Annotated in this window: 34 protein-coding genes; 19 read left to right on the forward strand and 15 right to left on the reverse strand. The window is 52.3% G+C overall.

Annotation, left to right across the window (positions count from 1 at the left end; translation table 11 throughout):
- Positions 1 to 140: 140 nt before the first annotated feature.
- Positions 141 to 581 (forward strand): rhomboid family intramembrane serine protease, encoded by a 441-nt coding sequence (locus ACXJJW_RS03025; protein WP_456474249.1) that lies wholly within the window; start codon positions 141 to 143, stop codon positions 579 to 581.
- On the opposite strand, the gene ACXJJW_RS03030 is transcribed toward ACXJJW_RS03025, so the two are convergent.
- The 5 genes from ACXJJW_RS03030 to ACXJJW_RS03050 are packed head-to-tail and all read right to left on the reverse strand — an operon-like array spanning position 553 to position 4,409.
- Positions 553 to 2,562: a monovalent cation:proton antiporter family protein gene (locus ACXJJW_RS03030; RefSeq protein ID WP_456474250.1), complete on the reverse strand. Its 2,010-nt coding sequence runs from the start codon at positions 2,560 to 2,562 to the stop codon at positions 553 to 555. The two genes, ACXJJW_RS03025 and ACXJJW_RS03030, sit on opposite strands and share 29 nt — an antisense overlap.
- Positions 2,563 to 2,564: 2 nt before the next feature.
- The gene (locus ACXJJW_RS03035; RefSeq protein ID WP_456474251.1) at positions 2,565 to 3,032 is read right to left on the reverse strand and encodes a cation:proton antiporter regulatory subunit; all 468 of its coding nucleotides are present in this window, start codon (positions 3,030 to 3,032) and stop codon (positions 2,565 to 2,567) included.
- A gap of 19 nt (positions 3,033 to 3,051) precedes the next feature.
- Positions 3,052 to 3,555 carry a M48 metallopeptidase family protein gene (locus ACXJJW_RS03040; RefSeq protein ID WP_456474252.1) on the reverse strand — a complete coding sequence of 168 codons (504 nt, stop codon included), beginning with the start codon at positions 3,553 to 3,555 and terminating at the stop codon, positions 3,052 to 3,054.
- A gap of 16 nt (positions 3,556 to 3,571) precedes the next feature.
- A complete protein-coding gene (locus ACXJJW_RS03045) occupies positions 3,572 to 3,949 on the reverse strand; it encodes a hypothetical protein (protein ID WP_456474253.1) in 378 nt (125 codons plus the stop codon).
- Positions 3,930 to 4,409: a Mut7-C RNAse domain-containing protein gene (locus ACXJJW_RS03050; protein WP_456474254.1), complete on the reverse strand. Its 480-nt coding sequence runs from the start codon at positions 4,407 to 4,409 to the stop codon at positions 3,930 to 3,932. The genes ACXJJW_RS03045 and ACXJJW_RS03050 overlap by 20 nt, the downstream gene beginning before the upstream one ends.
- 72 nt (positions 4,410 to 4,481) lie before the next feature.
- On the opposite strand from ACXJJW_RS03050, the gene ACXJJW_RS03055 reads away from it, so the two are divergent.
- Positions 4,482 to 5,036, forward strand: a complete 555-nt coding sequence (locus tag ACXJJW_RS03055) for a CBS domain-containing protein (protein ID WP_456474255.1) — start codon at positions 4,482 to 4,484, stop codon at positions 5,034 to 5,036.
- Positions 5,037 to 5,048: 12 nt separating this feature from the next.
- Positions 5,049 to 5,843: a CBS domain-containing protein gene (locus tag ACXJJW_RS03060; RefSeq protein ID WP_456474256.1), complete on the forward strand. Its 795-nt coding sequence runs from the start codon at positions 5,049 to 5,051 to the stop codon at positions 5,841 to 5,843.
- Positions 5,844 to 5,845: 2 nt separating this feature from the next.
- Here ACXJJW_RS03060 and ACXJJW_RS03065 read toward each other — a convergent pair whose 3' ends face one another.
- Entirely contained in the window at positions 5,846 to 6,046 is a 201-nt protein-coding gene (locus ACXJJW_RS03065; protein WP_456474257.1) for a histone family protein, read from the reverse strand.
- Between the two features lie 227 nt (positions 6,047 to 6,273).
- On the opposite strand from ACXJJW_RS03065, the gene ACXJJW_RS03070 reads away from it, so the two are divergent.
- The 3 genes from ACXJJW_RS03070 to ACXJJW_RS03080 all read left to right on the forward strand — a co-directional run bounded on the left by ACXJJW_RS03070 (position 6,274) and on the right by ACXJJW_RS03080 (position 8,125).
- Complete coding sequence (locus ACXJJW_RS03070; protein WP_456474258.1) at positions 6,274 to 7,374, forward strand: class I SAM-dependent methyltransferase; 1,101 nt, start codon at positions 6,274 to 6,276, stop codon at positions 7,372 to 7,374.
- A gap of 83 nt (positions 7,375 to 7,457) precedes the next feature.
- Entirely contained in the window at positions 7,458 to 7,667 is a 210-nt protein-coding gene (locus ACXJJW_RS03075; protein WP_456474259.1) for a hypothetical protein, read from the forward strand.
- The gene (locus tag ACXJJW_RS03080) at positions 7,664 to 8,125 is read left to right on the forward strand and encodes a type II toxin-antitoxin system VapC family toxin (RefSeq protein ID WP_456474260.1); all 462 of its coding nucleotides are present in this window, start codon (positions 7,664 to 7,666) and stop codon (positions 8,123 to 8,125) included. Before ACXJJW_RS03075 ends, ACXJJW_RS03080 begins: the two co-directional genes overlap by 4 nt.
- 137 nt (positions 8,126 to 8,262) lie before the next feature.
- On the opposite strand, the gene ACXJJW_RS03085 is transcribed toward ACXJJW_RS03080, so the two are convergent.
- Complete coding sequence (locus ACXJJW_RS03085; RefSeq protein ID WP_456474261.1) at positions 8,263 to 8,424, reverse strand: hypothetical protein; 162 nt, start codon at positions 8,422 to 8,424, stop codon at positions 8,263 to 8,265.
- A 148-nt stretch (positions 8,425 to 8,572) separates the two neighbouring features.
- On the opposite strand from ACXJJW_RS03085, the gene ACXJJW_RS03090 reads away from it, so the two are divergent.
- Positions 8,573 to 8,965, forward strand: a complete 393-nt coding sequence (locus tag ACXJJW_RS03090) for a response regulator (RefSeq protein WP_456474262.1) — start codon at positions 8,573 to 8,575, stop codon at positions 8,963 to 8,965.
- Positions 8,966 to 9,005: 40 nt separating this feature from the next.
- Here ACXJJW_RS03090 and ACXJJW_RS03095 read toward each other — a convergent pair whose 3' ends face one another.
- Entirely contained in the window at positions 9,006 to 10,196 is a 1,191-nt protein-coding gene (locus tag ACXJJW_RS03095) for an MFS transporter (protein ID WP_456474263.1), read from the reverse strand.
- A gap of 95 nt (positions 10,197 to 10,291) precedes the next feature.
- Here ACXJJW_RS03095 and ACXJJW_RS03100 point away from each other — a divergent pair, with 95 nt between their 5' ends.
- The 9 genes from ACXJJW_RS03100 to rpl12p all read left to right on the forward strand — a co-directional run bounded on the left by ACXJJW_RS03100 (position 10,292) and on the right by rpl12p (position 16,522).
- Positions 10,292 to 10,876 carry an HAD family hydrolase gene (locus tag ACXJJW_RS03100; RefSeq protein ID WP_456474264.1) on the forward strand — a complete coding sequence of 195 codons (585 nt, stop codon included), beginning with the start codon at positions 10,292 to 10,294 and terminating at the stop codon, positions 10,874 to 10,876.
- A complete protein-coding gene (locus tag ACXJJW_RS03105; protein ID WP_456474265.1) occupies positions 10,867 to 12,135 on the forward strand; it encodes a D-aminoacyl-tRNA deacylase in 1,269 nt (422 codons plus the stop codon). Before ACXJJW_RS03100 ends, ACXJJW_RS03105 begins: the two co-directional genes overlap by 10 nt.
- Before the next feature lie 29 nt (positions 12,136 to 12,164).
- Complete coding sequence (gene ftsZ, locus ACXJJW_RS03110) at positions 12,165 to 13,286, forward strand: cell division protein FtsZ (protein WP_456474266.1); 1,122 nt, start codon at positions 12,165 to 12,167, stop codon at positions 13,284 to 13,286.
- A 6-nt stretch (positions 13,287 to 13,292) separates the two neighbouring features.
- Complete coding sequence (locus ACXJJW_RS03115; protein ID WP_456474267.1) at positions 13,293 to 13,496, forward strand: protein translocase SEC61 complex subunit gamma; 204 nt, start codon at positions 13,293 to 13,295, stop codon at positions 13,494 to 13,496.
- A gap of 81 nt (positions 13,497 to 13,577) precedes the next feature.
- On the forward strand, positions 13,578 to 14,048 hold the full coding sequence (locus ACXJJW_RS03120; RefSeq protein WP_456474268.1) for a transcription elongation factor Spt5: 471 nt from the start codon (positions 13,578 to 13,580) through the stop codon (positions 14,046 to 14,048).
- Positions 14,032 to 14,511, forward strand: coding sequence for a 50S ribosomal protein L11 (locus ACXJJW_RS03125; RefSeq protein WP_456474269.1), 480 nt, complete (start codon positions 14,032 to 14,034; stop codon positions 14,509 to 14,511). The genes ACXJJW_RS03120 and ACXJJW_RS03125 overlap by 17 nt, the downstream gene beginning before the upstream one ends.
- 4 nt (positions 14,512 to 14,515) lie before the next feature.
- Positions 14,516 to 15,163, forward strand: a complete 648-nt coding sequence (locus tag ACXJJW_RS03130; protein WP_456474270.1) for a 50S ribosomal protein L1 — start codon at positions 14,516 to 14,518, stop codon at positions 15,161 to 15,163.
- Positions 15,164 to 15,165: 2 nt separating this feature from the next.
- Positions 15,166 to 16,191: a 50S ribosomal protein L10 gene (locus ACXJJW_RS03135; protein ID WP_456474271.1), complete on the forward strand. Its 1,026-nt coding sequence runs from the start codon at positions 15,166 to 15,168 to the stop codon at positions 16,189 to 16,191.
- 13 nt (positions 16,192 to 16,204) lie between these two features.
- Complete coding sequence (gene rpl12p / locus ACXJJW_RS03140) at positions 16,205 to 16,522, forward strand: 50S ribosomal protein P1 (RefSeq protein ID WP_456474272.1); 318 nt, start codon at positions 16,205 to 16,207, stop codon at positions 16,520 to 16,522.
- 39 nt (positions 16,523 to 16,561) lie between these two features.
- Here the strand turns inward: rpl12p and ACXJJW_RS03145 are convergent, their stop codons facing one another.
- Positions 16,562 to 16,849: an EMC6-like membrane protein gene (locus ACXJJW_RS03145; RefSeq protein ID WP_456474273.1), complete on the reverse strand. Its 288-nt coding sequence runs from the start codon at positions 16,847 to 16,849 to the stop codon at positions 16,562 to 16,564.
- Positions 16,850 to 16,871: 22 nt separating this feature from the next.
- Between ACXJJW_RS03145 and rqcH the strand changes: the two genes are divergently transcribed.
- Both rqcH and ACXJJW_RS03155 read left to right on the forward strand, forming a co-directional pair.
- Entirely contained in the window at positions 16,872 to 18,863 is a 1,992-nt protein-coding gene (rqcH, locus tag ACXJJW_RS03150; protein WP_456474274.1) for a ribosome rescue protein RqcH, read from the forward strand.
- Entirely contained in the window at positions 18,860 to 18,994 is a 135-nt protein-coding gene (locus tag ACXJJW_RS03155) for a hypothetical protein (RefSeq protein WP_456474275.1), read from the forward strand. The genes rqcH and ACXJJW_RS03155 overlap by 4 nt, the downstream gene beginning before the upstream one ends.
- On the opposite strand, the gene ACXJJW_RS03160 is transcribed toward ACXJJW_RS03155, so the two are convergent.
- From ACXJJW_RS03160 to ACXJJW_RS03175, 4 genes are all read right to left on the reverse strand, one after another.
- Positions 18,991 to 19,242: a PRC-barrel domain-containing protein gene (locus tag ACXJJW_RS03160; protein WP_456474276.1), complete on the reverse strand. Its 252-nt coding sequence runs from the start codon at positions 19,240 to 19,242 to the stop codon at positions 18,991 to 18,993. The genes ACXJJW_RS03155 and ACXJJW_RS03160 overlap by 4 nt on opposite strands.
- A 77-nt stretch (positions 19,243 to 19,319) precedes the next feature.
- Entirely contained in the window at positions 19,320 to 19,724 is a 405-nt protein-coding gene (locus ACXJJW_RS03165) for a type II toxin-antitoxin system VapC family toxin (protein ID WP_456474277.1), read from the reverse strand.
- Between the two features lie 4 nt (positions 19,725 to 19,728).
- Positions 19,729 to 19,962: an AbrB/MazE/SpoVT family DNA-binding domain-containing protein gene (locus ACXJJW_RS03170; RefSeq protein ID WP_456474278.1), complete on the reverse strand. Its 234-nt coding sequence runs from the start codon at positions 19,960 to 19,962 to the stop codon at positions 19,729 to 19,731.
- A gap of 60 nt (positions 19,963 to 20,022) precedes the next feature.
- The gene (locus ACXJJW_RS03175) at positions 20,023 to 20,934 is read right to left on the reverse strand and encodes a DHH family phosphoesterase (RefSeq protein ID WP_456474279.1); all 912 of its coding nucleotides are present in this window, start codon (positions 20,932 to 20,934) and stop codon (positions 20,023 to 20,025) included.
- A 227-nt stretch (positions 20,935 to 21,161) separates the two neighbouring features.
- Between ACXJJW_RS03175 and ACXJJW_RS03180 the strand changes: the two genes are divergently transcribed.
- Positions 21,162 to 21,308: a hypothetical protein gene (locus ACXJJW_RS03180; RefSeq protein ID WP_456474280.1), complete on the forward strand. Its 147-nt coding sequence runs from the start codon at positions 21,162 to 21,164 to the stop codon at positions 21,306 to 21,308.
- On the opposite strand, the gene ACXJJW_RS03185 is transcribed toward ACXJJW_RS03180, so the two are convergent.
- Both ACXJJW_RS03185 and ACXJJW_RS03190 read right to left on the reverse strand, forming a co-directional pair.
- Entirely contained in the window at positions 21,298 to 21,990 is a 693-nt protein-coding gene (locus ACXJJW_RS03185) for a twin-arginine translocase subunit TatC (RefSeq protein WP_456474281.1), read from the reverse strand. The two genes, ACXJJW_RS03180 and ACXJJW_RS03185, sit on opposite strands and share 11 nt — an antisense overlap.
- Before the next feature lie 9 nt (positions 21,991 to 21,999).
- Entirely contained in the window at positions 22,000 to 23,085 is a 1,086-nt protein-coding gene (locus tag ACXJJW_RS03190) for a formate--phosphoribosylaminoimidazolecarboxamide ligase (protein ID WP_456474282.1), read from the reverse strand.

Genomic DNA, 23,085 nt, shown 5'->3' on the forward strand with positions numbered 1-23,085 from the left:
CCAATAAATAAAAATACCTCCTTCAGCATACCAGTGGTATGCTGGTCACCTTTGCTATAGTGTTCATAAACATTGGTGTTTACCTCTTCTTCGCAGCTCATGCTTCCTCCCCTCTCACGGTTGAGGAGTTTTCATCCAGCATGGCACTAACCGTGGATGCCCTGGAGAGGGGGGAGTTCAGCAGGTTGATAACCAACCTCTTTTTTCACTTTGACTTTCCTCATCTGGGATACAACATGGTCTTTCTGACAATTTTCGGGATTAGATGTGAGAAAATCTTTGGTTCACGAAAGTTTCTATTAATCTACTTTATTTCCGGCATCTTCTCCTCGCTTTCAATCTTTCTCTATCCCCAGGGCAGTGTTCTGGCAGGCGCTTCAGGAGCAATTTTTGGGATTCTCGGCAGCATACTGGTCGCCCAGCGCACCCTCTATGCCCACGGCTTCGCAACCTCCCTGCTCTACGGCATGGTCTTCTTCATCATAGCTGTCACCACCGGCTTCATGGCCCATCTCCTGGGTCTGATAATGGGCTTTGTTCTGGGGTACGTGCTTACCTACGGTGAGGGGCAGCGCCCCTGATAAGCCTCTCCAGTTTTGCCCTCTCCTCACGTGAACCGAAGACTATGATCACGTCTCCTGCCAGGAGCCTTTCCTCTGGTGAGGGATTGTGAATTATCCTCTCCCCCCGCGCTATTGCAAGAATTGTCGCTCCGGTGCGCTCCCTCACATTCAGCTCAGAGATGCTCTTACCCACAGCGAAATCTCCCTCAGTGACATAAATCTCGTCTATCACCTCCCCCTCCTTTAGCCCCTGGAGTATCCTCTTTTTTGCGCTGCTCCTCACCCTCAGCACCCCCTCACTGCTGAAAACGCTTTCCACCATCCTCTCCACACCACGATAGAAGTTCCTGACGGTTCTCCACGAGAGGTATAGAATCACGAAGAAGAGGAAAAGCACCGCTGAAGATATGGCGATACTGCTGCTGGTGAGGAAGCCCAGTAGAGGTGGGAGAAAGTAAAGGGCAGAGAAGAGAAGTAGAAGCAGAAGGGAGAGGTTCCTGAAGGTGGCTCTGAGCAGGTCGCTGCCCATTGGGAGGTGCCTTCTGCTGAGCAGTGTTATGAGGATATCCACTATCTCCATAACCCGCTGAAGCGCCAGGTAGAGGGGCGGGATTATTAAAATGAAGGTTATCAAAAAGCTGAGCTCTCTGCCAAGATGCATGTGAGCTTCTGCATACCCCACTGCCTTTAAAAGGAGCAGGGCCACTGTAAGGTTGATGAAAACCCGCACCGCCTTTTTCCTTATCAGGGTGTACTCTTCGCCTCCCTGCAGGAGCCTGTACTTGGCCTGACTCATCCACATTGCAGAGTAGCTGAAGAAGTTCTTCAACGCAGAGGGTGCGTGCTTCTCAAGCAGCGATGCCAGGCTCTTCGAGGATTTCAGGGAATAGGGTGCGGCGAAGGTGGTGAGCGCAGCCACTGCAACCACAATTGAGTAGAGAAAGCTGCTGACCACGCCCAGGTCAACGCCCTGCTTTACTATTGCAAAGGAGAACTCGCCTATCGGCACCAGACCAAGGCCAATCGCCAGTGAAGTCTCACCCCGTACACCCAGGAGGTAGCAGGACAGGCTTCTGCTTGCCACCTTGGCGAGGAAGGTCACCATCACCACCAGAATAATCAGCGGAAAATAGGTGAAGATATACCTCACGTCGATGAGCATTCCAACACTCACAAAGAACAGCATGACGAACATGTCCTTTATGGGAGATACGCTTCTCACGATTCTCTCCGCCAGCAGGCTCTCAGAGACTATCGCCCCCATTACAAAGGCACCCAGAGCTAGAGAAAAACCAAGCATCTGTGCAAATACAGCGAAGGAGAAGCACAGAGCCAGGGAAGCCAGAAGGAGCATCTCACCTGTACTGCTCCACCTCTCAACCGCTTCAAGCAGGGCGGGAACAACTTTCACGCCCAGCACATAGGCGGTAAAGAAGAACAGGAATATCTTCATGAGAACCTCAAGCACCACCTGTGCAGATAGTGGGGTAAGCAGGGAGATGCTGGAGAAAAGGGTTAGAAGCACCACTGCCGCAACGTCCTCCACAACCAGAATGCCCAGCATTATGGGTGCATACTCCCTGTGAAGGTGCCCCATGTCTGTAAGCAGCTTAACAACAATTGCGGTGCTGCTTATGGCGAGTGCTGCACCCAGAAATGCTGCGTCTGTGGCGCTAAAACCAAGAGCTATCCCCAGCGTCTGACCCACACCGAGAAGAAACAGCACCCCTGTGAGAGAGGCAATCACAGATACTGCGCCCACTTTGCGGAGCTTTCTTATATTGAACTCAAGACCAAGGGAGAACATGAGGAGCATCAAACCGAGGTCGGCGAAGGCGTTAACAACCTCCTGATTCTCCACGAGCTTCAGAGCATAGGGGCCGGAGGCAACACCCGCGATGATGTAGCCAAGCACCACGGGCTGGCGAAGCCGCGAGAAGGCTGCGCCTATAGAAAAGGAGAGGAGGAGCACTATCGCCAGGTCGCGCAGGATAAGCATATCTAACCCACAAGCTCCTTGAGCTTCTGGATTTCCTCCAGTTTGCCCGCAGCTATAAGCACATCCCCTGCTTTTATCTCTGTCGCAGCATTCGGGTTGGGAATTGTATCCTCACCTCTGACTATTGCAATAACACTCGCGCCCGTGCGCCGCCTTATGTCAAGCTCGCCTATCGTCCTGCCCGCCCCTGTCCTAACCCGGATCCACTCTATCTTAACCCTGCCCGCGAGGGCGCTGCTGAGCACTTCCATGGGCGCGGGTTTGAAGTATGCTCCTGCCAGGATTAACCCCACCTTTCTCGCCAGCTCGTCGCTGAGGGAGATTATTACGGGCTCCTTTCCAGCCTCTTCGTAGTAAATCTCCCTCCGCCCGTCCTCGTGCACCACTATGTCGAGGGTTCTATCCTCTCCAAGCTTCAAAGTGTACTTCTTTCCCACTCCTGGAAGCTCAGCCTCATATATCTCCTCCATAAGAACACCTCCCTCACCTTTACTCTTCCACCTCGTCCTCTTCCATGCTCTTGCATATTAAAAATCCCCGGGCACGCTCCGCATATTTATACTCATTCACCTTCCTCCAGAACACCTTTGAGTGGTTGGGGTGGAGCAGGTGCGTCATCTCGTGAATGAGCACATAGTCCAGAACCCATTCGGGCATACCCCTGAGCCTATCGCTCAGTCTTATTGTCCTTCGCCCCGGATTGCAGCTTCCGAAGCGTGAGTTCATCCTCTTGGAAAACTCTATCCTCTCCACCCTGAGCGAGCCGCCGAAGTAGCGCCTGTTCATAGCCTCAAACTTCCTGCGCAGGTACTCATCATCCTGCTCTGTTCCAAGCCTCCTCTTCATCCTTTCCACAAAAAATTCAACCCAGCGCTTCTCCTCGCTCTCTGAGATGCTCGCAGGCATGTAGACGAGAAGCTCTCTGCCCCTGAGCTTCGCCTCCACGGTTTTCTTTCTCCTCGGACTGCGTATTACCCTGACAGAGAAGTCCATAGAGGTATGTCTCTGCCTAAATATAAAAAATGTACCTCCTCGGCTCCATATTTCCCCTCTCGACCCGGTATCCGCAGTGTGTGCACCTCTTTCCGAGCTTGACCCTGTTTCCGAAGAGGTCAATTCCATGCAGGTCTTCCAGAGGGGAGCCGCACAGGGGGCATAGCCTGGGGCTTCGCCTGGCTTTTCTCTTCTCAACCCTGATTCTAACTCCTGGCGCAGTTGCGAGGATTTTAAGCAGTCTCGCTTTTGAAACCCTGTAGTACCTGTTTTTCTTTTTCAGTCTTTCCAGCACCAGGCTGTGCATCTGGGCAAGGGAGTTCACCTCCCTCTGCGTCCTGAGCACATCCCGTGCAGCTTTTTCAATCTCCTCCCTATCCGGAAGGCGGTACATCACCCTCAATTTCACCCACCCTTTTGGCTATGCTTCGCCAGTGCTTGCCGTGCCAGTAAACCTTGCCGCACTGCGAGCAGCGGTAGAACTCCCTGTGAGCCTCAAGCACACCACTGGGCACCTCTCCCGCGATCTCGCTCCTCTTCACCTCCTCCAGTGCGCCGTTGCATCTCGGGCACAGCGCCTTTGAAGGCGTTTTTTCATAGCTCACCCCCAGCTCCCTCTTAAGCTGGAGGAGCTGCTTCTCAATAGAGTTGCTCTTTATCATCACCACATTAATTCCGCGCCTGCCAGCTTTTTTCACAAGCTTCGCATCCCTGGTTAGAAGTACCCTTGCCTCACTCTCCGCTGCTTTCAGTAATTCTTCATCCTCGGCACTCTTGTTATAGTACACGTCGTATCCGCTCAGGCGGAGCCACCTTGCAAGCTTTCCCAGCATGGCGTCTGCAGCAAAACGCATGCTTTTATATTTCTGAGAACAAAATATTTATACCCCATACATAAATCCACAATCGTAGAAGGAGGTAAACCCATGGACACCGAAGTGAAGGTCAGGGAAGCCATGACGCGACCTGTGGTAACCATCGATGCAAATGCCACAGTCCAGGAAGCTGCAAAGCTGATGGCTGACAACAACATAGGAAGTGTTGTTGTGACCCAGGGAGAGAAGCCCATAGGTATAATAACAGAGCGCGATGTCGCCTACTGTGTCGCAGCCACAGATTTGAAGCCGTCCCTTGTAAAGGTCAGGGACATAATGAGTAAAAAACTTCGCACCATATCGCCTGAGAGAACTCTGACAGAAGCCTCCAGGATAATGGCAAAGTACAACATCCGCCGACTTCCTGTTATAAAGAACAACAAGCTTGTTGGGATAATAACCAACAAGGACATACTCGCCATAGCCCCCGAGCAGATGGAGGTGCTCCGTGAACTCGTAGCGATGAAGCAGGAGGGTGAGGGCATGTCCCGGGAAGTTCCTGAGAAGGGCACCTGCGAGAACTGCGGCGATTATGGAGTAACCCTGTACGAGGTCAACGGCATTTTTGTGTGCGAGACCTGTAAGGAAGACCTGATGGGCGAATGAGGGGGCGGTGTGGTGGGTGAGCTTCCAGAGGTTAGAGAGGTAATGACCACCAGCGTGGTGGCTGTGCATGAAGATGAGCCCGCTACCAAGGTCAGGGCTCTCTTCAGGGAGTATGGATACAGAAGCTTTCCTGTTGTGGACAGCGAAGGGAGGCTTATAGGCATCATAACCAGGGGAGATATAATGAGGATATCCTCAAGCAGGTCAAATCTGCTTGCTGGCGGGCTGATGTCTACGAATGTGTTTACTGCTCTGCCCGACGAGAACATCCTCGAGGCTGCGAGGAAGATGATAGGTATGGATGTGGAGCGCCTGCCTGTGGTCAACTCCAGTACGGATTCAACGCTTGTGGGGATTATAAGCGCCCACGACATTATTGAAGCGCTCCTGGAGAGCGGGCATGAGCCAGTAAAAAAGAGGGTTGCGGATATCATGACCCGGGAGGTTGTGGTCTGCAGCTACGACGACCCTGTAACCAAGGTGTGGGCAAAGATGGACGACACCGGCTTTTCGGGCATGCCGGTGGTAAAGAATGGTGAGATAATCGGAATAATAACCCGAAAGGATATAATAGACGCAGGTTTTGCCAGGATATCACGGGAGGATGATAAGGGCAAAGCCAGAAATCCGGCGAGCGTTGAGAAGGTGATGACAACGCCGGCGGTTACAGTTTACAGGGAGACGGATGTGCGCGAAGCGGGCAGGATTATGGTTGAAAAGCAGATAGGGCGTTTGCCCATAACTGAAAATAAAAAAGTTGTGGGGATTATAGATAGGGACGATGTGATATCTGCGTGGCTACCGTAATCTTACTTAATGGCCAGCTTTATGTCAGAGGCTTTTACGGTTTTCCTTTTGGCATGCTTTGCAAGTTTTCCCGCCTCTGAGGCTATCTCCTCACCTATTTCCTCAAGCATCTCAGCCAGAATCGCCGATGCGTCTCTACCAACACGCATGTTTGTTGCTTTCCTTATAATTCTACCGCATGCAGATACAGGCAGTTCTCCCATAAATAATCACCTCGTGGAGTGGTTTTACCTCATTAAAGATAAATCTTTCGCCTGCTTGGCGATGTGATTTCATTTTATATGAAAGGAGAGGGAGTCTTTTTCTAAAATTTAAAAAGCCTTACTTCGGTAGCTTTGTGTTGCTTTGCAATGGCAAATCAAAAGTTTCCTGGTCGAAGAAGGTTGAAGAGAGGTAGCCTTCTAAGCACACAGGGTAAGGCGAGGCTGCGATGAATGCGAGAGAGGTTATAGCAGAGGAGATAAGGAGGCGCAGGTTAATACCCTTCAGGGATTTTATGGAGCTGGCGCTTTACCATGAGCGCTATGGGTACTACTCCACAGCGAAGGAGAGGATAGGAAAGGGGGGCGATTACTTCACCGCTTCAAATGTTTCGCATCTCTTCGGTGTTATGCTGGCGAGGCAGTTTGAGGAGATGCGCCACCTTCTCGGGGGCGAGGAGTTTACCCTCGTTGAGATGGGCGCGGGTACAGGCTTGCTTGCCCGCGATGTGCTTTCTTCGCTGAGATGTGGGGTGCGCTATGTTATAGTTGAGCGCTCTCCGGCGATGCGCCGCAGGCAGCGTTCGCTTCTTGGCGAATACGATGTAGAGGTGGTGGATTCGCTGCGCAAGCTCAGCGGTGTGGAGGGGTGCCTCTTCTCCAATGAGCTGGTGGACGCCTTTCCTGTGCATGTGGTGGAGGTGCGGGAGGGCGAGCTTCACGAGGTGTATGTCACCCTAGAGGAGGGCGAGTTCAAGGAGATGCTGGTTCCAGCGAGGGAAGAGCTGAAGAGCTACTTTCGCGAGCTGGGCGTTGAACTCAGCGATGGCTTTCGCACTGAGGTTAACCTGGAGGCTCTGCGATGGCTCGACGAGGTGGCGCAGGTGCTGAGGCGGGGCTTTCTCCTTACGATAGACTACGGCTACCCGAGCAGTGAGCTTTACCGGAGCTACCGCAGCGCAGGTACGCTGCTCTGCTACCACCGCCACCGCGCCGTCGAGAGCCCCTATGTGAATGTGGGGGAGCAGGACATCACCTCCCATGTGAACTTCTCAGCCCTGGCGCACTTCGGCAGAAAGTCCAAGCTGGAGGTGGCGGGGTTTACAGACCTGGCAAGCTTCCTGCTCAGCCTGGGTCTTGAGCAGGAGATGCTCACTATACGCGAGGATAAGGGGGAGGAGGCATACCTGCGGGCGCTTCTCCCGTTGAAGAGGCTGCTCATGCCCGGTGGAATGGGCGAGATTTTCAAGGTGCTGGTGCAGTACAAGGGCTTGCAAAAGCCGAAGCTTTCCTGCTTTAAGCTGAAGGTGTTTAAGAGGTGGGAGCTGTAGAATTAATTCATTAGGATGGTCAATCTCATTATAACAAAATCCTTTTCAGTCGCAATATTCAGGTTTATGAGTAAGGTGGTAAGATGACGTCCGTAAAAACCGGGGGAGTCACAATTAAAAATAGGGATAATACTTCTGAGACCGTAAGGCACGCTATAAGGCAGCTTGCGCTGAAATACGGGATGCGTGCGGGCACTCTGGAAGAGGTCAGAAAAATAGTTGGCAAAGCAGAAGCGAAGTCCGGTGAAACCCTTTCCCAGTCGGTTAAGAAAATACGGGAAGAGGTTATATGAAGTACATTGACACATCTGCCTTTGTAAAGTACTACGGAAATCCTGAATTTGAGAGGGGGATAGAAGAGGTTGAGGTTTTATTTGGAAGAGCCAGAGAAGGTGAAGACGTTTTGGTTTCCTCTATCCTCATGGTCGGAGAGACAATTTCTGTTTTTGACAGATGGATTAGAATAAAAGCAATAACAAAGGATGAATTTGATAAAATCTTGGGTAGATTCGTTATGGACGTAAAGGAGCTGAGTGAAACTGGAGCTCTAATTATGGAAACCATCAGTCCGCTGTTCATAACTTTTAGTATCGAATACATAATTAAACACCACATCCCTATAAATGATGCTGTACATCTTTATACCGCCCTCACATGGATGCCAGAAGTAGATGAATTTGTTTGTTGCGACGAAAATCTGCTTAGAGCAGCTAGAGCTGAAGGGCTGAACACCTTTAACCCGGAGGGATAGGTACAAATTCTGGCCATGAAAGAACCATCAGGAAGAGCATCGCCAGCGAGGCTATAAAAAAGCGGCACCGTATTCCCGTTTTAGAAGATAATTAAGGCAATTATGACATAAGAAGGAACACTAATTGAAAATAAACATCAAATTTTAATCAAGTCCTCTGGTTTTTTGATATGTTTTAGTCCGATGAGAATCAACCTTCTGGCTATCTCTGCTCGCTCTAATTTAGTTTCTTTGACAAGCTTTTCAATCTTCTCATAATCTTTCTTTTCAATTCTGGTTGCAATATAGATCTTTGCCATCTTTTATTGTGTTTAGACGAAACCTTTATATTTATTGGTGTACAATGTACACAATTGACACAGTGTAATTTGGAGAGTGGTGGTAACATGAAAAGCGAACTCAATGAGGGATTAGTTTTATTTCATTTTACAGACTGGGTGAGGCAAGTTGGCGAGAATTCTGCTGGTAGATGACGAACCGGATATAAGGTTTATTATCAGGAAAATTCTCGAAAGGGCTGGGCATAGCGTTATAGAGGCCGAAAGTGGTGCTGCCTGCCTAGATATGCTTAAAACTGAACATCCCGACCTGATACTTTTAGATGTGGTTATACCGGAACTCAACGGCTGGGATGTATGCAGGAGGATTAAGTCTGACAGAAGCACCAGGCACATACCTGTTATGATGTTTACAGCGAGAACCATGGAGGAGGATATTGAGAGGAGCCGGGAATGCGGCGCGGAGGCGCATATAAACAAGCCCTTCGAGGTGGAGGAGCTGCTGAAGACTATGGAGAGGTTTTTGAATACCAGGGGAAAGTCCAAATCTGAGAGGTGTTAAAAACAATCTTCATAGAGTTAGAAAATGCTATGGTTTTCTCTCAATATTTCCTTTCTCTTGCCAGGGGTGAAAGAAAAGCCAGGAAAAGCACCACCAGCGAAGACAAAATCAGCGGCATTGCGCGTCCATCTATCCCGGATATCATTTCACTTTCAAAAGTGTCATAAATATATCCCGCGATAAGCGGAAATATCGCTGAACCCGCGTTGGAGAGGGTGTTGGAGAGCCCCACCACGGTGCCGGCTATAGCAGGGTTACCTGCCATGGCGATATTTCGCGTAAGCGGGAGCGTCGCCTTGCCGGTCAGAAGCACTGCCGCGAGGGAGAGGGCGATTCCCAGCTTGCTCGCCGACAGCGCTAGGGAGAATAAACCGGCGCTGGAAAGCAACAAAATAAAAACCAGAACACTGCGAATTCCAAATCTGTCTGAGAGAAAACCAGAGAAGATGCTGCTGGAAACGCCCAGCAGGGTCGCCAGCGTAAGCACATAGCCAAGCTCACCTTTTGTCAAGCCGTGCACCTCGTATAGGAAGATATACAGATATTCATTCATCAGCCCCAGGATTCCACCAATCGCAAAAGAAATTGCCAGAACCCAGGTTGTAAGACGAGAAAAACCACGGAAACTGAGTTTATCCCTTTTCCTTCCATGTCCTGGGTATATTTCCAGAGTGCGGGAGGTGGAGAAAAGGGCGAGGGCGAGCAGTGCTGAGAGTGCATACAGCAGGGCGCCGGTGAGGATAATGTGGGTGCTGCTCAGGGGCAGAAAGCCGTAGAGGGCATAGCCTGCGCCTGAGCCTAAAGCGGCGACGGTGAAGTAGGCGCCCAGGTAGGCTCCTCTCCTGTCTTCAGGTGCAGAGAATCCAACAATGACCTGGAGGGTGGGCCAGAGCATGCCTGAGAAAAAGCCGTGCACTGTGCTGAGCAGCACCGCAAGAAACGCTTCAGGCACATAGGCATAGGCGATGGCAACCAGGGTGATTGGAAACAGGGAAACCCTTACCATATAATTCCTGAGAGCTGGCGACCTGTCTCCAGCAACCCCGGCGAGGGGAGCAGCAATTGCCCTAGAAACCATAAAGCCAGAGGTAATTGCTGTGATTTCAATGGCAGTAGCATGAAGGTCTGCCCTGACTTTAAGCGCCAAAGCTGGTTTGATCAGGTAAAAGGCAACACTTGCGAAAAATACTACAAGAAAGCCGGCCCAGAGCATGTGTTTTTTGTCGTTCATACGTCTCAAGCCTTGGTCATTCTTACAAATTTATATGTTTGCATCTCCTTCGCTGCGCTCTGAAATTTGCTTAGGTTAAAACTCCTGCATAACCCATGCTTCTTGCTGTCATCTTTGACCTCGACGGTACACTGGTGGATTTCAATCTGGACATAAAGCGCATCAAGAGGGAGATTTTTGGCTTCGACGCCTCTCAACCTCTGCTGGAGATGATAGCCACCCTTGCGCCTGAGAGGAGGGAGGAGGCGCTCGCAAAGGTGGTGGAGCATGAGGTTAGGGCTGCGAAGCAGGCTGAGCTGAAGCATGGTGCCAGGGAGGTTCTCCATGGTTTGCGCTCCCGGGGCATAGCCCTCGCTTTGGCCACGAGGAACTGCAGGCGAGCATGGGAGATAATCGCAGAACGCCATCGCTTAGCCTTCGACGCCGTCGTAACCCGTGAGGATGCAGAGCCCAAGCCCTCGCCGGCGCAGTTCCTGCTCGCGCTCAGGCAGCTGAACGTTAGCCCGGAGCATGCCCTCGCTGTGGGAGACCATGCCTTTGACTACCTTGCCGCTCGAGGCGCAGGGGTTAGAATAGCACTGCTCAATACCCGCTTTGCCTCCGCGTACTTAAACAAAGCCGACTTTGTGCTTCACCGCATAGAAGAGCTGGAGCAGGTGGTGGCTGAAGTATGCGATTGATTGTAACCTCGCAGCGCGACATCGCAGGCAGGAACATCTTCAGGGTGCTCCAGGAGGAGATGGGCTTCTCCAGCGCTGGTGAATTTGAGGGCATGCCCCTGCTGAAGAGGGGCAGGGTTATGGCAATAGCCACACAGCGAAAGCAGACAGAGGCCGAACACCTGGATGAACATTTTCCCCACGCTGAGTACTATGTATTCGCCACCCGGCACAAGGCTCAGGCGCAGCGCAAGACGCTCACTGTGCACGTCACCGGCAATCTCGGCAGGGAGGCTAAAGTAGGGGGCTCGCCGGAGACGCTTGCCCACGCTCAGCCCAGCGCAATGAAGCTGACGCTTCAGGAGCTTGCGCAGGCGAAGCATGAGCTCAATCTGGAGTACGAGGTCTCCTTTGAGGCAACTCACCACGGCCCAACACAGCTCGCAAAGCCAGTACTCTTCGTGGAGGTGGGCTCCACAGAGGAAGAGTGGCGGGACACGCAGGCGGTCCGCGTCGTCGCCAGAGCTGCACTCAGGGCGGCGCTTTGCGAGCAGAGCTTCGAAGCCTGCGTTGGCGTTGGAGGGACGCACTATGCCCCCCGCCATACAGAGATTGCCCTCGAGACGAGCTACGCTGTGGGGCACATAATACCCAGCTATGCAATACCCGAGCTCAGCTTTGAGGTTTTTGAGCAGGCGGTGGAAAAGAGCGGCGCCCGCTTTGTCTACCTCGACTGGAAGGGGATGAAGCGACGCGAGCGGGAGAAGGCGCTCGCCTTCGCAAAGAGGCTGGGCATAGAGGTCAGGCGAAGAAAAGACCTGGAAAAGCCCGCTGTTGAGTACTCACCCCTCAGCGTGGACATCCGCCTCCTCAGCGAGGCGGAGAAGCTCGACTCAAGGCGCATGAAGCAGGTGCTCACCTCTCTCGGCGTTGTTGCGGAGAGGGACGCCAGCGGCAGGGTGGTGAAGCTGCTCTCCGGGCGGGATGTGGGGGAGGAGGTTATCCACGCTTGCCTGGAGATTCTCGCAGACAGGGGTGAACTTCGTCTTGCGGACAACGAACTGGTGCTGAGCTATGCTGCCTTTGACCCTGCCAAAGCAGCGAGGCATGGACTGCGCCCCGGCCCGGAGTATGCGAAGCTGAGCAGTGGAGAGGGTGTGGTTGTGGGCGGGCGGAAGATAACGCCTGAGATGGTGCACACCCGGAGGGAAATCCGCATCCCCATAGCTGAATCGCGAACCCTTGAAGTGCTGAGGAAAACGTTTAAATACCGGCGATAGCCATTCATAATCCAGCAGGAGGAATCGCTTTGGATACCATCATTGAGGAAGCCATAAAGAGGGCTGGTAGAGGTTCTCAGAAAGGGACGCCTGTAACGGGAGGAGCCAGAATAGACGATGAGCTTGAGAATATTCTGTCACAGACCAAGGCGAGGATTGCAGTGGTGGGCACAGGGGGTGCAGGAAACAACACCATGACTCGTCTTATGGAAGTTGGCATAGAGGGGGCCGAGACCGTAGCTGTTAATACAGATGCTCAGGATTTGCTCCATACAAATGCGCACAGGAAGCTGCTCATAGGTAAGGAACTCACAGGTGGGCTGGGCGCCGGTTCGGTGCCCCAGATTGGTGAGGAGGCTGCGAAGGAAAGCGAGCAGGAAATCAAGTATGGGCTTGAGGGTGCCGACATTGTGTTCATAACATGCGGGCTGGGAGGAGGCACAGGTACAGGGAGTGCTCCTGTAATCGCCAACATCTCTCAGAAACTGGGTGCTCTCACCGTTGCGATAGTTACATTCCCCTTCGCCATGGAGGGCATGCGCAGGAGAAGCAACGCCGAGATGGGCCTTGAGAAGCTGCGCAGGGAGACTGACACCGTCATAGTTATCCCCAACGACAAGCTGCTTGAGATAGCTCCTAACCTTCCATTGCCGGCGGCATTTAAGGTTGCAGATGAGATACTTGTGCGTGCAGTGAAGGGCATAGCAGAGCTGATTACAAAGCCAGGGCTCATAAACCTGGACTTCGCGGATGTGCGTGCCGTTATGGAAGGCGGCGGCGTTGCGATGATAGGCATGGGTGAGAGCGATACAGAGAACCGCGCAGTAGAGGCCATAGAGAAGGCTATTAACAGCCCACTGCTGAATGTGGACATAACCGGCGCAAAGGGTGCGCTTATCAATGTGGTGGGCGGCGAGGACCTGACTTTATCAGAAGCGCAGCAGGTGGTTCAGGTTGTCTCAGAGCGTCTTGACCCGAGGGCAAATATAATCTGGGGTGCGCAGATAGAGGACGACCTCAAGGGCGTTCTTCGCGTTATGCTGGTCGTTACCGGGGTGCGCTCAAAGCAGATACTCGGCTCAGAGGGCAGCTTTGTCGAGGAGGAAAGGGAGGACCTTAAGTCCAAGCTGGGAATAGACTTTCTGGATTGATGTAAAATGGCACAGGTTGCAGTGGTTCGGAAGCTCAGGCTCAATGAGAGGATAAAGGAGTGGAACCGCGTCATAAAACTCTCCCGGAAGCCCCGGAAGAAGGAGTATCTGAGTGTTGCCAAGGTCACGGGCGCGGGTATAATCCTCATAGGTGCACTGGCGTTTCTCATACGCATGATAATTCATGTGGGGAGTTCCCTGCTCAAGTAAATTATCCATACAAAAAGTTTATATAGAATAAATGTGGATTCTACCTAAGCCTGTTTTTAAATTTTTAACTCGGTGAAGGTCATGGATTCAAAGATTTATGCAGTTCGTACAACAATAGGGCAGGAAAGAAATGTAGCCGATATGATGGGCGCCAGGATAGAGAAGGAGGGTTTTGAGGTCTATGCGGTGCTCGTACCCCATGACATAAGGGGCTACATACTTGTTGAGTCAAAGGACAAGACGGAAATAGAGAAGGCGCTGCGTGGCGTTGCCCACGGAAAGGGCATTGTCCAGGGTGAGCTCTCAGTCAGCGATATTGAGAGGTTCTTCGAGCCCAAGCCAATGGTAACCAAGGTGGAACAGGGCGACATCGTGGAGCTGATAAGCGGACCCTTTAAGGGTGAGAAGGCGCGTGTGGTCAGGGTTGACCTGAAGAAGGAGGAGATCACAGTTGAACTCTTTGAGGCTACTGTACCTATCCCTGTTACGGTGAAGGGCGAGAGCATCAAGGTGATTAGAAAGGAGGCATCGGAAAGTGAAACAGGTGGTTGAGACTCTCGTTGATGGCGGCAAGGCAACGCCGGGACCCCCTCTGGGTCCTGCCCTCGGCCCTCTCGGGGTCAACATCTCTGCTGTTGTGGCGGCGATTAACGAGAAGACAAAGGACTTGGCGGGAATGAAGGTCCCGGTTAAGGTTATAGTCGACTCCAAGACAAAGGCCTTCGAGATAGAGGTTGGCACCCCACCAACCAGCGCGCTTATAATTAAGGAGCTGGGCATAGAGAAGGGCTCCGGCGACGCCAAGATGGACATAGTGGGCAACCTCACCCTGGAGCAGGTGGTGAAGATAGCGCGCCTGAAGCGTGATTCAATGCTGGCAGGTGATTTGAAGGCAGCCGCCAAGGAGATTCTTGGAACCTGCGTCTCCATGGGGGTTACCGTTGAGGGCAAACCAGCGAAAGAGGTACAGCGTGAGATAGACGAGGGCAAATACGACGACAAGTTAAAGGGGTGAAGGAATGGCGATTACTACAGAGAAGATAGTAAAGGCTGTAGGAGAGGCCAGAAAAGCCTCGAAAAAGCGCAACTTTACCCAGAGCTTTGATCTGGCAATAAATCTGCGCGACATAGATATGAGCAAACCAGAGAACAGGATCAATGAAGAGGTTGTTCTCCCCAAGGGCAGGGGCAAGCCCGTTAAGGTGGCTGTTATTGCTGGCGACGAGCTTGCTCACGCCGCCAAGGAGCATGCGGACATGGTGATAACCAAGGAGGAGCTTGAGGAGCTTGCAAAGGACAAGAAGAAAGCGAAAAAGATTGCTAACGATATAGACTTCTTTATCGCTCAGGCTGAACTCATGCCCACCATAGGCAGGTTCCTGGGCCCTGTGCTTGGTCCTCGTGGAAAGATGCCAAAGCCAGTGCCGCCAAATGCGCCTCTGGGTGCGATAGTAGAGAGGCTCAGGCGAACAGTGAGGCTTCGCACAAAGGACAAGCCGGTGATTCATGTAGCAGTTGGAAGCGAGGATATGAGCGACGAGGATATAGCTCAAAATGCTGAGGCGGTGCTCACCCACCTGGATAGAAAGCTGGAGAAGGGCATGAACAACATACGGAGCGTCTACATCAAGACCACCATGGGACCGAGCGTAAGGGTGGAGGTATAGAAATGCAGGCTTCGCATGCCGTGGCTAAGTGGAAGCTGGAGATGGTTGAAGAGCTGGTAAAGCTTATACGCGATTATCCAGTTGTTGGCATAGTGAATATGGAGAACATACCTGCGAGGACGCTTCAGAAGATGCGGGCTAAGCTGAGAGGCGATGTCCTCATCAAGATGTCCCGGAAGTCTATAATGAGCCATGCGATTGAGAAGGCAGCCAAGGAGGAGAAGAGCCTCGAAGGTTTAAAAGACATGCTTAAGGGTCAACCAGCATTGATATTTTCGAGAATCAACCCGTTCAGGTTATACAAGATACTGGAGGAGAACAAGGTACCTGCTCCAGCCAAACCCAACACCATAGCTCCTCGCGACATAGTCGTACCCAAAGGCGAGACACCCTTTGCCCCAGGTCCGCTGCTTGGCGAACTCCAGTCGCTGGGCATTCAGACTGAGATAAAGGGCGGCAAAATAGCTGTGAAGAAAGATGCCGTTGTTGCGAAGGCTGGCGATGTTCTGGATGCAAAGCTGGCGGGAATCCTCAACCGCCTGGGCATAGAGCCCATGGAGGTTGGCCTTGACCTTATCGCAGCCTATGAGGCGGGCACTGTTTTCCTGCCGGATGTGCTGCACATAGATGAGGATGAGGTAAAGGCAAAGCTGGCCCTTGCATACCAGCAGGCAGTCAACCTGAGCATCAACTCTGGCTTCCTCACCAGGGAGACGGCTCCTCTTGCAATCGCCAAGGCGTACCGCGAGGCGCTTGCGGTTGCACTGGAGGCGGCTGTACCTGAGCCGGACATCATGGATAAACTTGTGGCGAGAGCCTACTTGCAGATGTTATCCTTGGCGTCTAAACTCAGCGACGCAGCCCTTGACGAGGAGCTCAGGCAAAAGCTCAGCGCTACTCAGGCAGTTGCTACGCTTCCAAGCGAAGAGCCAGCGAAGGAAGAGCCAGCAGAGACTGAGGAGGAAGAGAAGGAGGAAGAGCCGAGCGAAGAGGAGGCTGCGGCAGGGTTAGGAGCACTGTTCGGATAATGGAGGTGAAGAAATGGAATATGTTTACGCTGCTATGCTTCTCCACGCTGCAGGGCAGGAGATAAATGAAGAGAACATCAAGGCGGTGCTTGAAGCTTCGAAGACGAATGTTGACGATGCCAGGGTTAAAGCCCTGGTCGCCGCGCTTGAGGATGTTGACATAGACGAGGCTATAAAGCAGGCTGCGGTTGCGTCTGTGGCTGCGGCGCCAGCAGCGGCGGCTGCGCCTGCTGCGGCAGAAGAGGCTGCCCCTGCAGAAGAGGAGGAAGAGAAGAAGGAAGAGCCCAGCGAAGAGGAGGCTCTCGAGGGACTGGGAGCACTCTTCGGCTGAAGCCCTCTTTTTTGTTTTTTAATCTTTTTTTATTCTATTTTAGGCTGATAGGTATATGTAGTTGTAGACAAGAATCCATACAAGAATCCATGTAGCAAAGAAGTAGAGGTAGCCCTTGACGGCCCAGTCTTTCAGCGTGAACTCCTTTTCGGAAAGGTTAAAAATTTTGCGGGTTATATAGAAGAATGGATATGCTATCAGAAAGCCCACAATAATTACTGAGACAAAGGTTAAGGTTCCTGTGAATAGGTAGGGCGAGGCTACGCCCATGATGGCGCCCACTAGGACGTGAATCAGGCTTATCCTCCTCTCTATTTCATGTTCCATTGTACAAACCTCCGGTGGTGTTATGAAGACCAGTATGAGCAGCTTCGATATCTTCGCTGCAGTGAGAGAACTTCAGGAGATAATAGGTGCCCGGGTTAATAAAGTTTTTCAACCCACACCGAGTGAGCTGAGGGTTGCGCTCAACGTCAGGGGTAGAGGGAGGGAGGACCTGGTGATAGAGGCCGGGAAGAGGATTCACCTCACCGCCTATCCCAGGCCTGCACCCAGGCAGCCCTCCATGTTTGCCATGGCCCTGCGCAAGCATCTCAGGGGTGCGGTGCTTGAGAAGATTGAGCAGGTGGATTTCGACAGGATTGTGGTGCTGAGCTTTAGGGTAAGGGGGGATAGGAGGTACAGCCTGATTGCAGAGCTGTTCGGTAAGGGGAATGTGTTGCTGACAGACGAGGAGAATGCAATTATTGCGGTCATGATGCCGAAGCGCTACTCCACGCGGGAGCTTGTTGGCAGGGCCAGGTACCGGCTTCCACCCTCGCGGGCAAACCCCTTTGAGCTGAGTGCCGAGGAGATTGCAAACATTGTGCGCGAGTCCAAAGGCGACCTGGTGCGTGCCCTTGCCATGGACTTAGGGCTGGGCGGGCTCTATGCAGAGGAGGTCTGTCTTCGTGCGGGTGTTGATAAAAATCTCAGGGAGATAGGTGCTGAGGAGGCGGAGAGGATCAGAGCGGCGCTGGAGGAGCTCAGGGCGAGGGTAGGGGTGGAGAAGCCTGAGGTGGTGTTCGACGCAGGTGTTGCCATCGACCTGACCCCTGTGCCCCTGAAAATCTATGCCCAGCACGAGAGAAAGAGCTTTGAGAGCTTCAACCTGGCGCTGGACGAGTACTTTACAAAGTATGAGGTGGAGAGGATAGAGAGGCAGCGGGAGGAGAGGTATAGGGCCGAGCTCAACCGTCTGCTCTCCCGCCTTAAGTCGCAGACCAGTACAATAAAGAGGTACCTGCGGGAGGAGAAGGAGCTGCACGCCATGGGGGATGCAATTTACCTTCACTTTCAGGATGTGGAGCGCATTCTCAGCACGCTGAGAAGTGCAAGGGAGAGGTACTCCTGGGAGGAGATAGAGGGCAGGATAAAGCAGGGCAGGGGTAAGGTGAAGGAGGCTGCGCTGATAGAGAGGATTGCCCCGAACCGTGGCAGGGTGGTGCTCTCACTGGGCGGCATGGAGGTGCCCCTGGATATAAGGAAGAGCGCCGCTGAGAATGCCGAGTTTTTCTATGAGAGGAGCAAGAAGCTCAGGAATAAGGCGATAGGGGCAAGGGAGGCTGTGCTCAGGACTGTGAAGGAGATCAGGGAGTTCAAGGCGCGGGGTGTTGAAGCCTTCGAGAGCAAGGTCAGGGCACCCCAGAAGAGGGTGAAGAGGAAGAAGGAGTGGTACGAGAGGTTCCGCTGGTTTGTTTCAAGCGATGGCTTTCTGGTGCTCGGCGGAAGGGATGCGGTGAGTAATGAGGTGCTTGTGAAGAGGCATATGGGTAAGGATGATATATTTGTACATGCTGATATTCACGGTGCGCCGGCGGTGGTGATAAGGACAGAGGGGAAAGAGGTGCCAGAGACGACGATTCAGGAGGCCTTCGACTTTGCAGCGAGTTACTCAAGAGCATGGAAGCAGGGAATAGCGAGCCTGGAGGTGTACTGGGTAAAGCCCGAGCAGGTCAGCAAGCGTGCCGAGAGCGGCGAGTACGTGGCCAAGGGCGCCTTTGTGATTCGGGGCAGACGGAATTACGGCATCGGCAGGGTGCGCATTGCTATAGGTGTTGTGCTGAACGAGGAAGCCCGGGTTATAGGCGGGCCTCCTTCAGCGGTGAGGGCGCAAGCCAGTGCGTATGTGCTCCTCGCCCCGGGGAGGAGTAAGAGCAGGGAAACTGCTGTGCAGATAAAGAGGGTGATTGCCGAGAAGCTGGGTGAGGAGATGCGCAGTAAGGTGGAGGGCATACCCATAGAGGATATTCAGGCATTTCTCCCTCCAGGAACAAGCGACATAGTGGAGGATGAAAGATGAAGGCGGCGGATTACCTGATTGAGCTTCTTGTGACCCTGATAATGGGGCTGATTCTGATAAACCTGGTCTACCATGCGAGAAGGCTGATGAGGAAGCATGGGCTGATGCGCAAGCTCAGGAGAAAACCCTAGAGAAGGCGAAGCTCTTCCCTGCTCTTTTTGAGTATTATAACGTCGTCGGCAGAGGCGATCTCGTAGTAGGGCACCTTAACCGCAGTGGTGTTTATTATCCTCTCCTTTGAGGCCAGGAATTTTCGTTCGCCAACGAGCATGCAGGGCGCATCGTCCACTATGGTTATCTCCAGCACCTCGCCCAGGAATTCGCCGGAAGCGTCTATAACCTCCTTCCCCAGAAGCTCTTCATCTCTGTACATAGGCATTATCTCTTTTTTCAGTGGGAGGGTAAAAACCTTTTGCAGGTGCAGAGGTGTTGTGGTACTTCAGCATCAACTTAAAACTAAACCTTTCGCTGGATATCTTTGAAGATATCATAGTGCCCATCCAGGGAGTAAATTTCTTTAATTCCATTTCGCCTCATGGTAAGCACATTGTACGCATCAACAAAATCAAGTCCAAACTTCGCTGAAATTTCCACCGCCTCTCTGCATGCGCCAGCTTCAACATCCAGCAGCTTCAGCCCGAGGCAGTCTAAAAATGAGAGCACCATATCCGTCGCCTTTCGGTCGTTGAGCTTCTCTCGACCCTCCAAGATGAATTTTATCTCAGCTACCGTCAAAACGCTCGTCGATACCTTTTCTTCACCCCTTTCGACCCTCCCCATTATTTCCACGCACCTGGAATAAAGTTCCCTGGGCTCGCCGGTCATAACGCATAGAGGTATGCTGGTATCAATATACCTCATGCAGTCACCTTTTGAACTTAACCCTCAGTGGAGATTCAGAATGCAGGAGTTCTACTGCATCCCCTTCGCCTTCCAGTGCCCCTGTGCACTCCTTTAGAAAGGACTTCCTGTGCATAGCTTCGACCACCTTTAGTTTGACCCTGTCCTTCGGTCTTATGCTCAACATATCTCTGATTTCTTTTGGTATTACAATCCTTCCCTTCGCGTCCATCTCTCCAATAATTTCCACTTCGCCCATAAATCCCACTTTAAATTAAATCCCACAATAACATATGCCAGAATTCCTGTGAGCTTTCCATCACCCCAGCACCCCGCTCCCGGCTATCCTGTTCACAATCTCCCTGAACACCTCCTTATAGTTCTCCTCTGTGACTTCTCTATCAATCTTCGCCCCTGCTGCGACGTCTCTTCCTCCCCCGCCAAAGAGCTGTGCAATCTTCCGCAGGTTTACCTCTGAGCTGTTCCTGCGGAAGCTCAGCTTGCCGTCAGGGTAGACCACGACCACGAAGTCTGTACCCTTCTCCTGAAGGTAGAGGGAGGCAAGGGTTGAGCTCAGGTACTTCTTGGACAGCGCCATGGCACAGGTGTAGCCGCTGATATTGAAAATCTCCATATGCTCATCGATGTAGGCATAGCCCTTCTGCTTCGCATTCTGATATTGCCTATAGGCCTCCTCAAACTCCTCATTCCAGAACTCGCCTTTAGCGAGGGCTTCAACAAAGCTGAGCTTATCGTAACCCGAGGAGATGACATCGTAGAGCTTCCAGGCAAGCTCACTGCTCTCACGGAAGTCATGGGCATGGGCGAGGCGTGCTATCTCCATTGAAACCTCATCACCAGGCATGAACTCCCGCTGCACAAGCTCAGCGGCGCAGAGTTCTGTGCTGTGGATAAAGCGAAGCCTCAGCTTCATAATCTCCTCCCCACCCTGCCAGTCGTGGTGGTCTATCCAGATTACCTGGCTGGCTTCGCACAGCCTCTCAAGGGCACCTCTGGCAGAGAGCACCTTGGGGTTGTACCCCAGGTCTGCGATTACCACGTTTTCTCCTTTAACCTCTCTGCTCAGCTTCACAATAATCTCCGCAAGGTCGTCGTAGTCAGCGAAATAATGTATTATCTCCTCGCCTGCATCACTGGCGAATCTGCGCATTATTGCATGACTCCCCAAACCATCGAGGTCCTTCTTGTGGGCGATGCATATGTAGGCCATGGGCAGTTTTAGGACGAGGGAGGTAAATAAATATTAGGGTGCGGTTCCTCGAGACCCCTCTGCATACTGCAGTGGGAGTGGTACAGGCAGCCATATTTGCTATCGCCTGCTACAAGCTCTCAAAAATCGAGGCACAGCTGCATATCTTCCCTTTTCCGTATATAACAGCAAAGTTTGCAGTGGTTATATCTTAAGCAATCTATAGAAATATTTTAAAGGGAAGAAGAATGAAGCTCAGATTGCGTGTTGACGAATTAATTAGCATCCTTGTGAAGTCAGAGGAGTCTCTGCTGAGAAAATATGACCTGGATGCCACAAAGCTTAAGAAGCTCCAGAAGTCCCTCCAGGAGGGCAACTGGAGACTTATTCCCTAATTTTTAATAGGAAGCTTGCAACTAAAATACTCATTTCATAGAGTACTATTAAGGGGAATGAGAGGAGAAGCTGGCTCATTGGCGTGGGGTCAGCGGTTATAACTGCAGCCAGAGTTACAATGCCAACATAAACAAACTTGCGCTTTTGTTTTAACGACTCCACGCTCACCAAGCCGCGAAGCGCCAGCCAGGTGACCACGAGGGGGAGTTCAAAGAGCAGGCTGAAGATAACTGTTGTCAGAAAAGCAAAGAAGATAAACTGGTTTATGCTGTAGTAGGCAAGTATTCCAGCTTCAGTGGTAAGTGACGTGAGCACCTTTACCGCCGTGGGTAGGAGCAGAAGGTATGTGAAGCCAAACCCGAGAAGGAGGAGGGCAATACCTGCGAGCAGCCAGAGCGCCACACCCAGCCTCAGTCTGAAGCGCAGTGTTCTGAGGATGAGTAAGGCAGCAATGGGTATAAGGGCAATAATTGTGAGCACCAGTGCTATCTGGAACTTCACCATAACCGTCTCAAGCATCCCTGTGGCGATCAGCCTAGCGCTCTCGGGCAGGATGTCCTGCTTCATCCTGTTTATTATGTACCCCGAGAGATAGAAGAAGAGGAAAAAGAAGGCAAACCCTGTGCCTAAAAGGAACCACGCATGTCTGCGCAGCAGGAGAAGGTATCTGATAAGGGGCATAGGGTCTCCTCAGGTTATGAGAAGCTCCTCCTTATCCTGCTCCAGTGCCAGGCGAAGTTCCAGCGCTATGCGTCTGCCCATGCTCATGTTGTCGCCGTATAACAGATAGCTGTAGGGCGAGCCCGAGATGAATGGATTCGTTCCCGCGACGATGCGCGCTGAGATTTCAAAGGCTATGAACTCCAGGTTGTGTGTAACCATGGTTTCAAGGCAGAAGGGGCCAAGCATACCCGGCGGGGCAATCTCTCTAGAGACCTCCACCAGGCGGTCGCCCATCTCAAGTACGCGTGGTAAAAGCGACTCCCTCGCTACCAGGGGGGCATTTCCCACGACCACATAGCTTGGCTCAATATACGCCCCTGTCTGGTCAATCGCAGGGATGCGGGTTAGGCCGTCGATGTTCGCTTCGTAGCGGCGGTCTATTCCAAAGAGCTCCATTTCGTCTGTTAGGGGAGAGTAGAAGTAGGACAGGTACATGTTTACCCCGGGCACATACTCCTGTATCGTCGCTCTCTCAAGGTCTTCGCGGGTAATTCTTCTGTGGCGTATAAGTCGCTCTGACTTTCTCTTGAAATCCTTGTAGCTGCCCACGATGAAGTAGCCCCTTCCTCCGCGAGCGCCGGGGAATTTCACAAGGCTGAGCCTGTCTATGTCCCGGGGGTCCTTTGTCTCCTTGGGCATCTTTATCCCCGCCCTTGTAAGCCACTGCCTCTCCATGGAGCGGTCAGATTCCCAGCGCAGTATGTGGCGGTTGCCCAGCAGAGGTACGGTGAGCTTATCCTCTATGTTGTCCACACCCACATATGCGATCAGAGAGCCGTGGGGTACCAGCAGGGCATTCCGCTCTCGAAGCTTCTCCATCGTTTTCTCTGAGGTTACCTCAGAGTAGCTCTCGAGGGTTATTATCTCATCCGCCACACGAAATCGACGGTAGAGATCAGCGCGGTCGCGTTTGCACACCACAATGGTGCCAAAGCCTTCCTCCTTCGCCCCCTTGAGAATCTGGAGCGCAGAGTGGCTGCCAATCGTGGCTATCTTAATCCTGCTTCTGTCGTAGCCTCTGTAGATTTCCAGAATATCCTCTCTTTTAAGCAT

The sequence above is a fragment of the Candidatus Pyrohabitans sp. genome, from assembly GCF_054014795.1.

Excerpts from the sequence above, each read along its gene's own strand:
- ACXJJW_RS03025 (WP_456474249.1), top strand. The coding sequence starts at position 141 with ATGGCACTAACCGTGGATGCCCTGGAGAGGGGGGAGTTCAGCAGGTTG.
- ACXJJW_RS03030 (WP_456474250.1), bottom strand. The coding sequence starts at position 2,562 with ATGCTTATCCTGCGCGACCTGGCGATAGTGCTCCTCCTCTCCTTTTCT.
- ACXJJW_RS03035 (WP_456474251.1), bottom strand. The coding sequence starts at position 3,032 with ATGGAGGAGATATATGAGGCTGAGCTTCCAGGAGTGGGAAAGAAGTAC.
- ACXJJW_RS03040 (WP_456474252.1), bottom strand. The coding sequence starts at position 3,555 with ATGGACTTCTCTGTCAGGGTAATACGCAGTCCGAGGAGAAAGAAAACC.
- ACXJJW_RS03045 (WP_456474253.1), bottom strand. The coding sequence starts at position 3,949 with ATGTACCGCCTTCCGGATAGGGAGGAGATTGAAAAAGCTGCACGGGAT.
- ACXJJW_RS03050 (WP_456474254.1), bottom strand. The coding sequence starts at position 4,409 with ATGCGTTTTGCTGCAGACGCCATGCTGGGAAAGCTTGCAAGGTGGCTC.
- ACXJJW_RS03055 (WP_456474255.1), top strand. The coding sequence starts at position 4,482 with ATGGACACCGAAGTGAAGGTCAGGGAAGCCATGACGCGACCTGTGGTA.
- ACXJJW_RS03065 (WP_456474257.1), bottom strand. The coding sequence starts at position 6,046 with ATGGGAGAACTGCCTGTATCTGCATGCGGTAGAATTATAAGGAAAGCA.
- ACXJJW_RS03070 (WP_456474258.1), top strand. The coding sequence starts at position 6,274 with ATGAATGCGAGAGAGGTTATAGCAGAGGAGATAAGGAGGCGCAGGTTA.
- ACXJJW_RS03075 (WP_456474259.1), top strand. The coding sequence starts at position 7,458 with ATGACGTCCGTAAAAACCGGGGGAGTCACAATTAAAAATAGGGATAAT.
- ACXJJW_RS03080 (WP_456474260.1), top strand. The coding sequence starts at position 7,664 with ATGAAGTACATTGACACATCTGCCTTTGTAAAGTACTACGGAAATCCT.
- ACXJJW_RS03085 (WP_456474261.1), bottom strand. The coding sequence starts at position 8,424 with ATGGCAAAGATCTATATTGCAACCAGAATTGAAAAGAAAGATTATGAG.
- ACXJJW_RS03095 (WP_456474263.1), bottom strand. The coding sequence starts at position 10,196 with ATGAACGACAAAAAACACATGCTCTGGGCCGGCTTTCTTGTAGTATTT.
- ACXJJW_RS03100 (WP_456474264.1), top strand. The coding sequence starts at position 10,292 with ATGCTTCTTGCTGTCATCTTTGACCTCGACGGTACACTGGTGGATTTC.
- ACXJJW_RS03105 (WP_456474265.1), top strand. The coding sequence starts at position 10,867 with ATGCGATTGATTGTAACCTCGCAGCGCGACATCGCAGGCAGGAACATC.
- ACXJJW_RS03115 (WP_456474267.1), top strand. The coding sequence starts at position 13,293 with ATGGCACAGGTTGCAGTGGTTCGGAAGCTCAGGCTCAATGAGAGGATA.
- ACXJJW_RS03120 (WP_456474268.1), top strand. The coding sequence starts at position 13,578 with ATGGATTCAAAGATTTATGCAGTTCGTACAACAATAGGGCAGGAAAGA.
- ACXJJW_RS03130 (WP_456474270.1), top strand. The coding sequence starts at position 14,516 with ATGGCGATTACTACAGAGAAGATAGTAAAGGCTGTAGGAGAGGCCAGA.
- ACXJJW_RS03135 (WP_456474271.1), top strand. The coding sequence starts at position 15,166 with ATGCAGGCTTCGCATGCCGTGGCTAAGTGGAAGCTGGAGATGGTTGAA.
- rpl12p (WP_456474272.1), top strand. The coding sequence starts at position 16,205 with ATGGAATATGTTTACGCTGCTATGCTTCTCCACGCTGCAGGGCAGGAG.
- ACXJJW_RS03145 (WP_456474273.1), bottom strand. The coding sequence starts at position 16,849 with ATGGAACATGAAATAGAGAGGAGGATAAGCCTGATTCACGTCCTAGTG.
- rqcH (WP_456474274.1), top strand. The coding sequence starts at position 16,872 with ATGAAGACCAGTATGAGCAGCTTCGATATCTTCGCTGCAGTGAGAGAA.
- ACXJJW_RS03155 (WP_456474275.1), top strand. The coding sequence starts at position 18,860 with ATGAAGGCGGCGGATTACCTGATTGAGCTTCTTGTGACCCTGATAATG.
- ACXJJW_RS03160 (WP_456474276.1), bottom strand. The coding sequence starts at position 19,242 with ATGCCTATGTACAGAGATGAAGAGCTTCTGGGGAAGGAGGTTATAGAC.
- ACXJJW_RS03165 (WP_456474277.1), bottom strand. The coding sequence starts at position 19,724 with ATGAGGTATATTGATACCAGCATACCTCTATGCGTTATGACCGGCGAG.
- ACXJJW_RS03170 (WP_456474278.1), bottom strand. The coding sequence starts at position 19,962 with ATGGGCGAAGTGGAAATTATTGGAGAGATGGACGCGAAGGGAAGGATT.
- ACXJJW_RS03175 (WP_456474279.1), bottom strand. The coding sequence starts at position 20,934 with ATGGCCTACATATGCATCGCCCACAAGAAGGACCTCGATGGTTTGGGG.
- ACXJJW_RS03180 (WP_456474280.1), top strand. The coding sequence starts at position 21,162 with ATGAAGCTCAGATTGCGTGTTGACGAATTAATTAGCATCCTTGTGAAG.
- ACXJJW_RS03185 (WP_456474281.1), bottom strand. The coding sequence starts at position 21,990 with ATGCCCCTTATCAGATACCTTCTCCTGCTGCGCAGACATGCGTGGTTC.
- ACXJJW_RS03190 (WP_456474282.1), bottom strand. The coding sequence starts at position 23,085 with ATGCTTAAAAGAGAGGATATTCTGGAAATCTACAGAGGCTACGACAGA.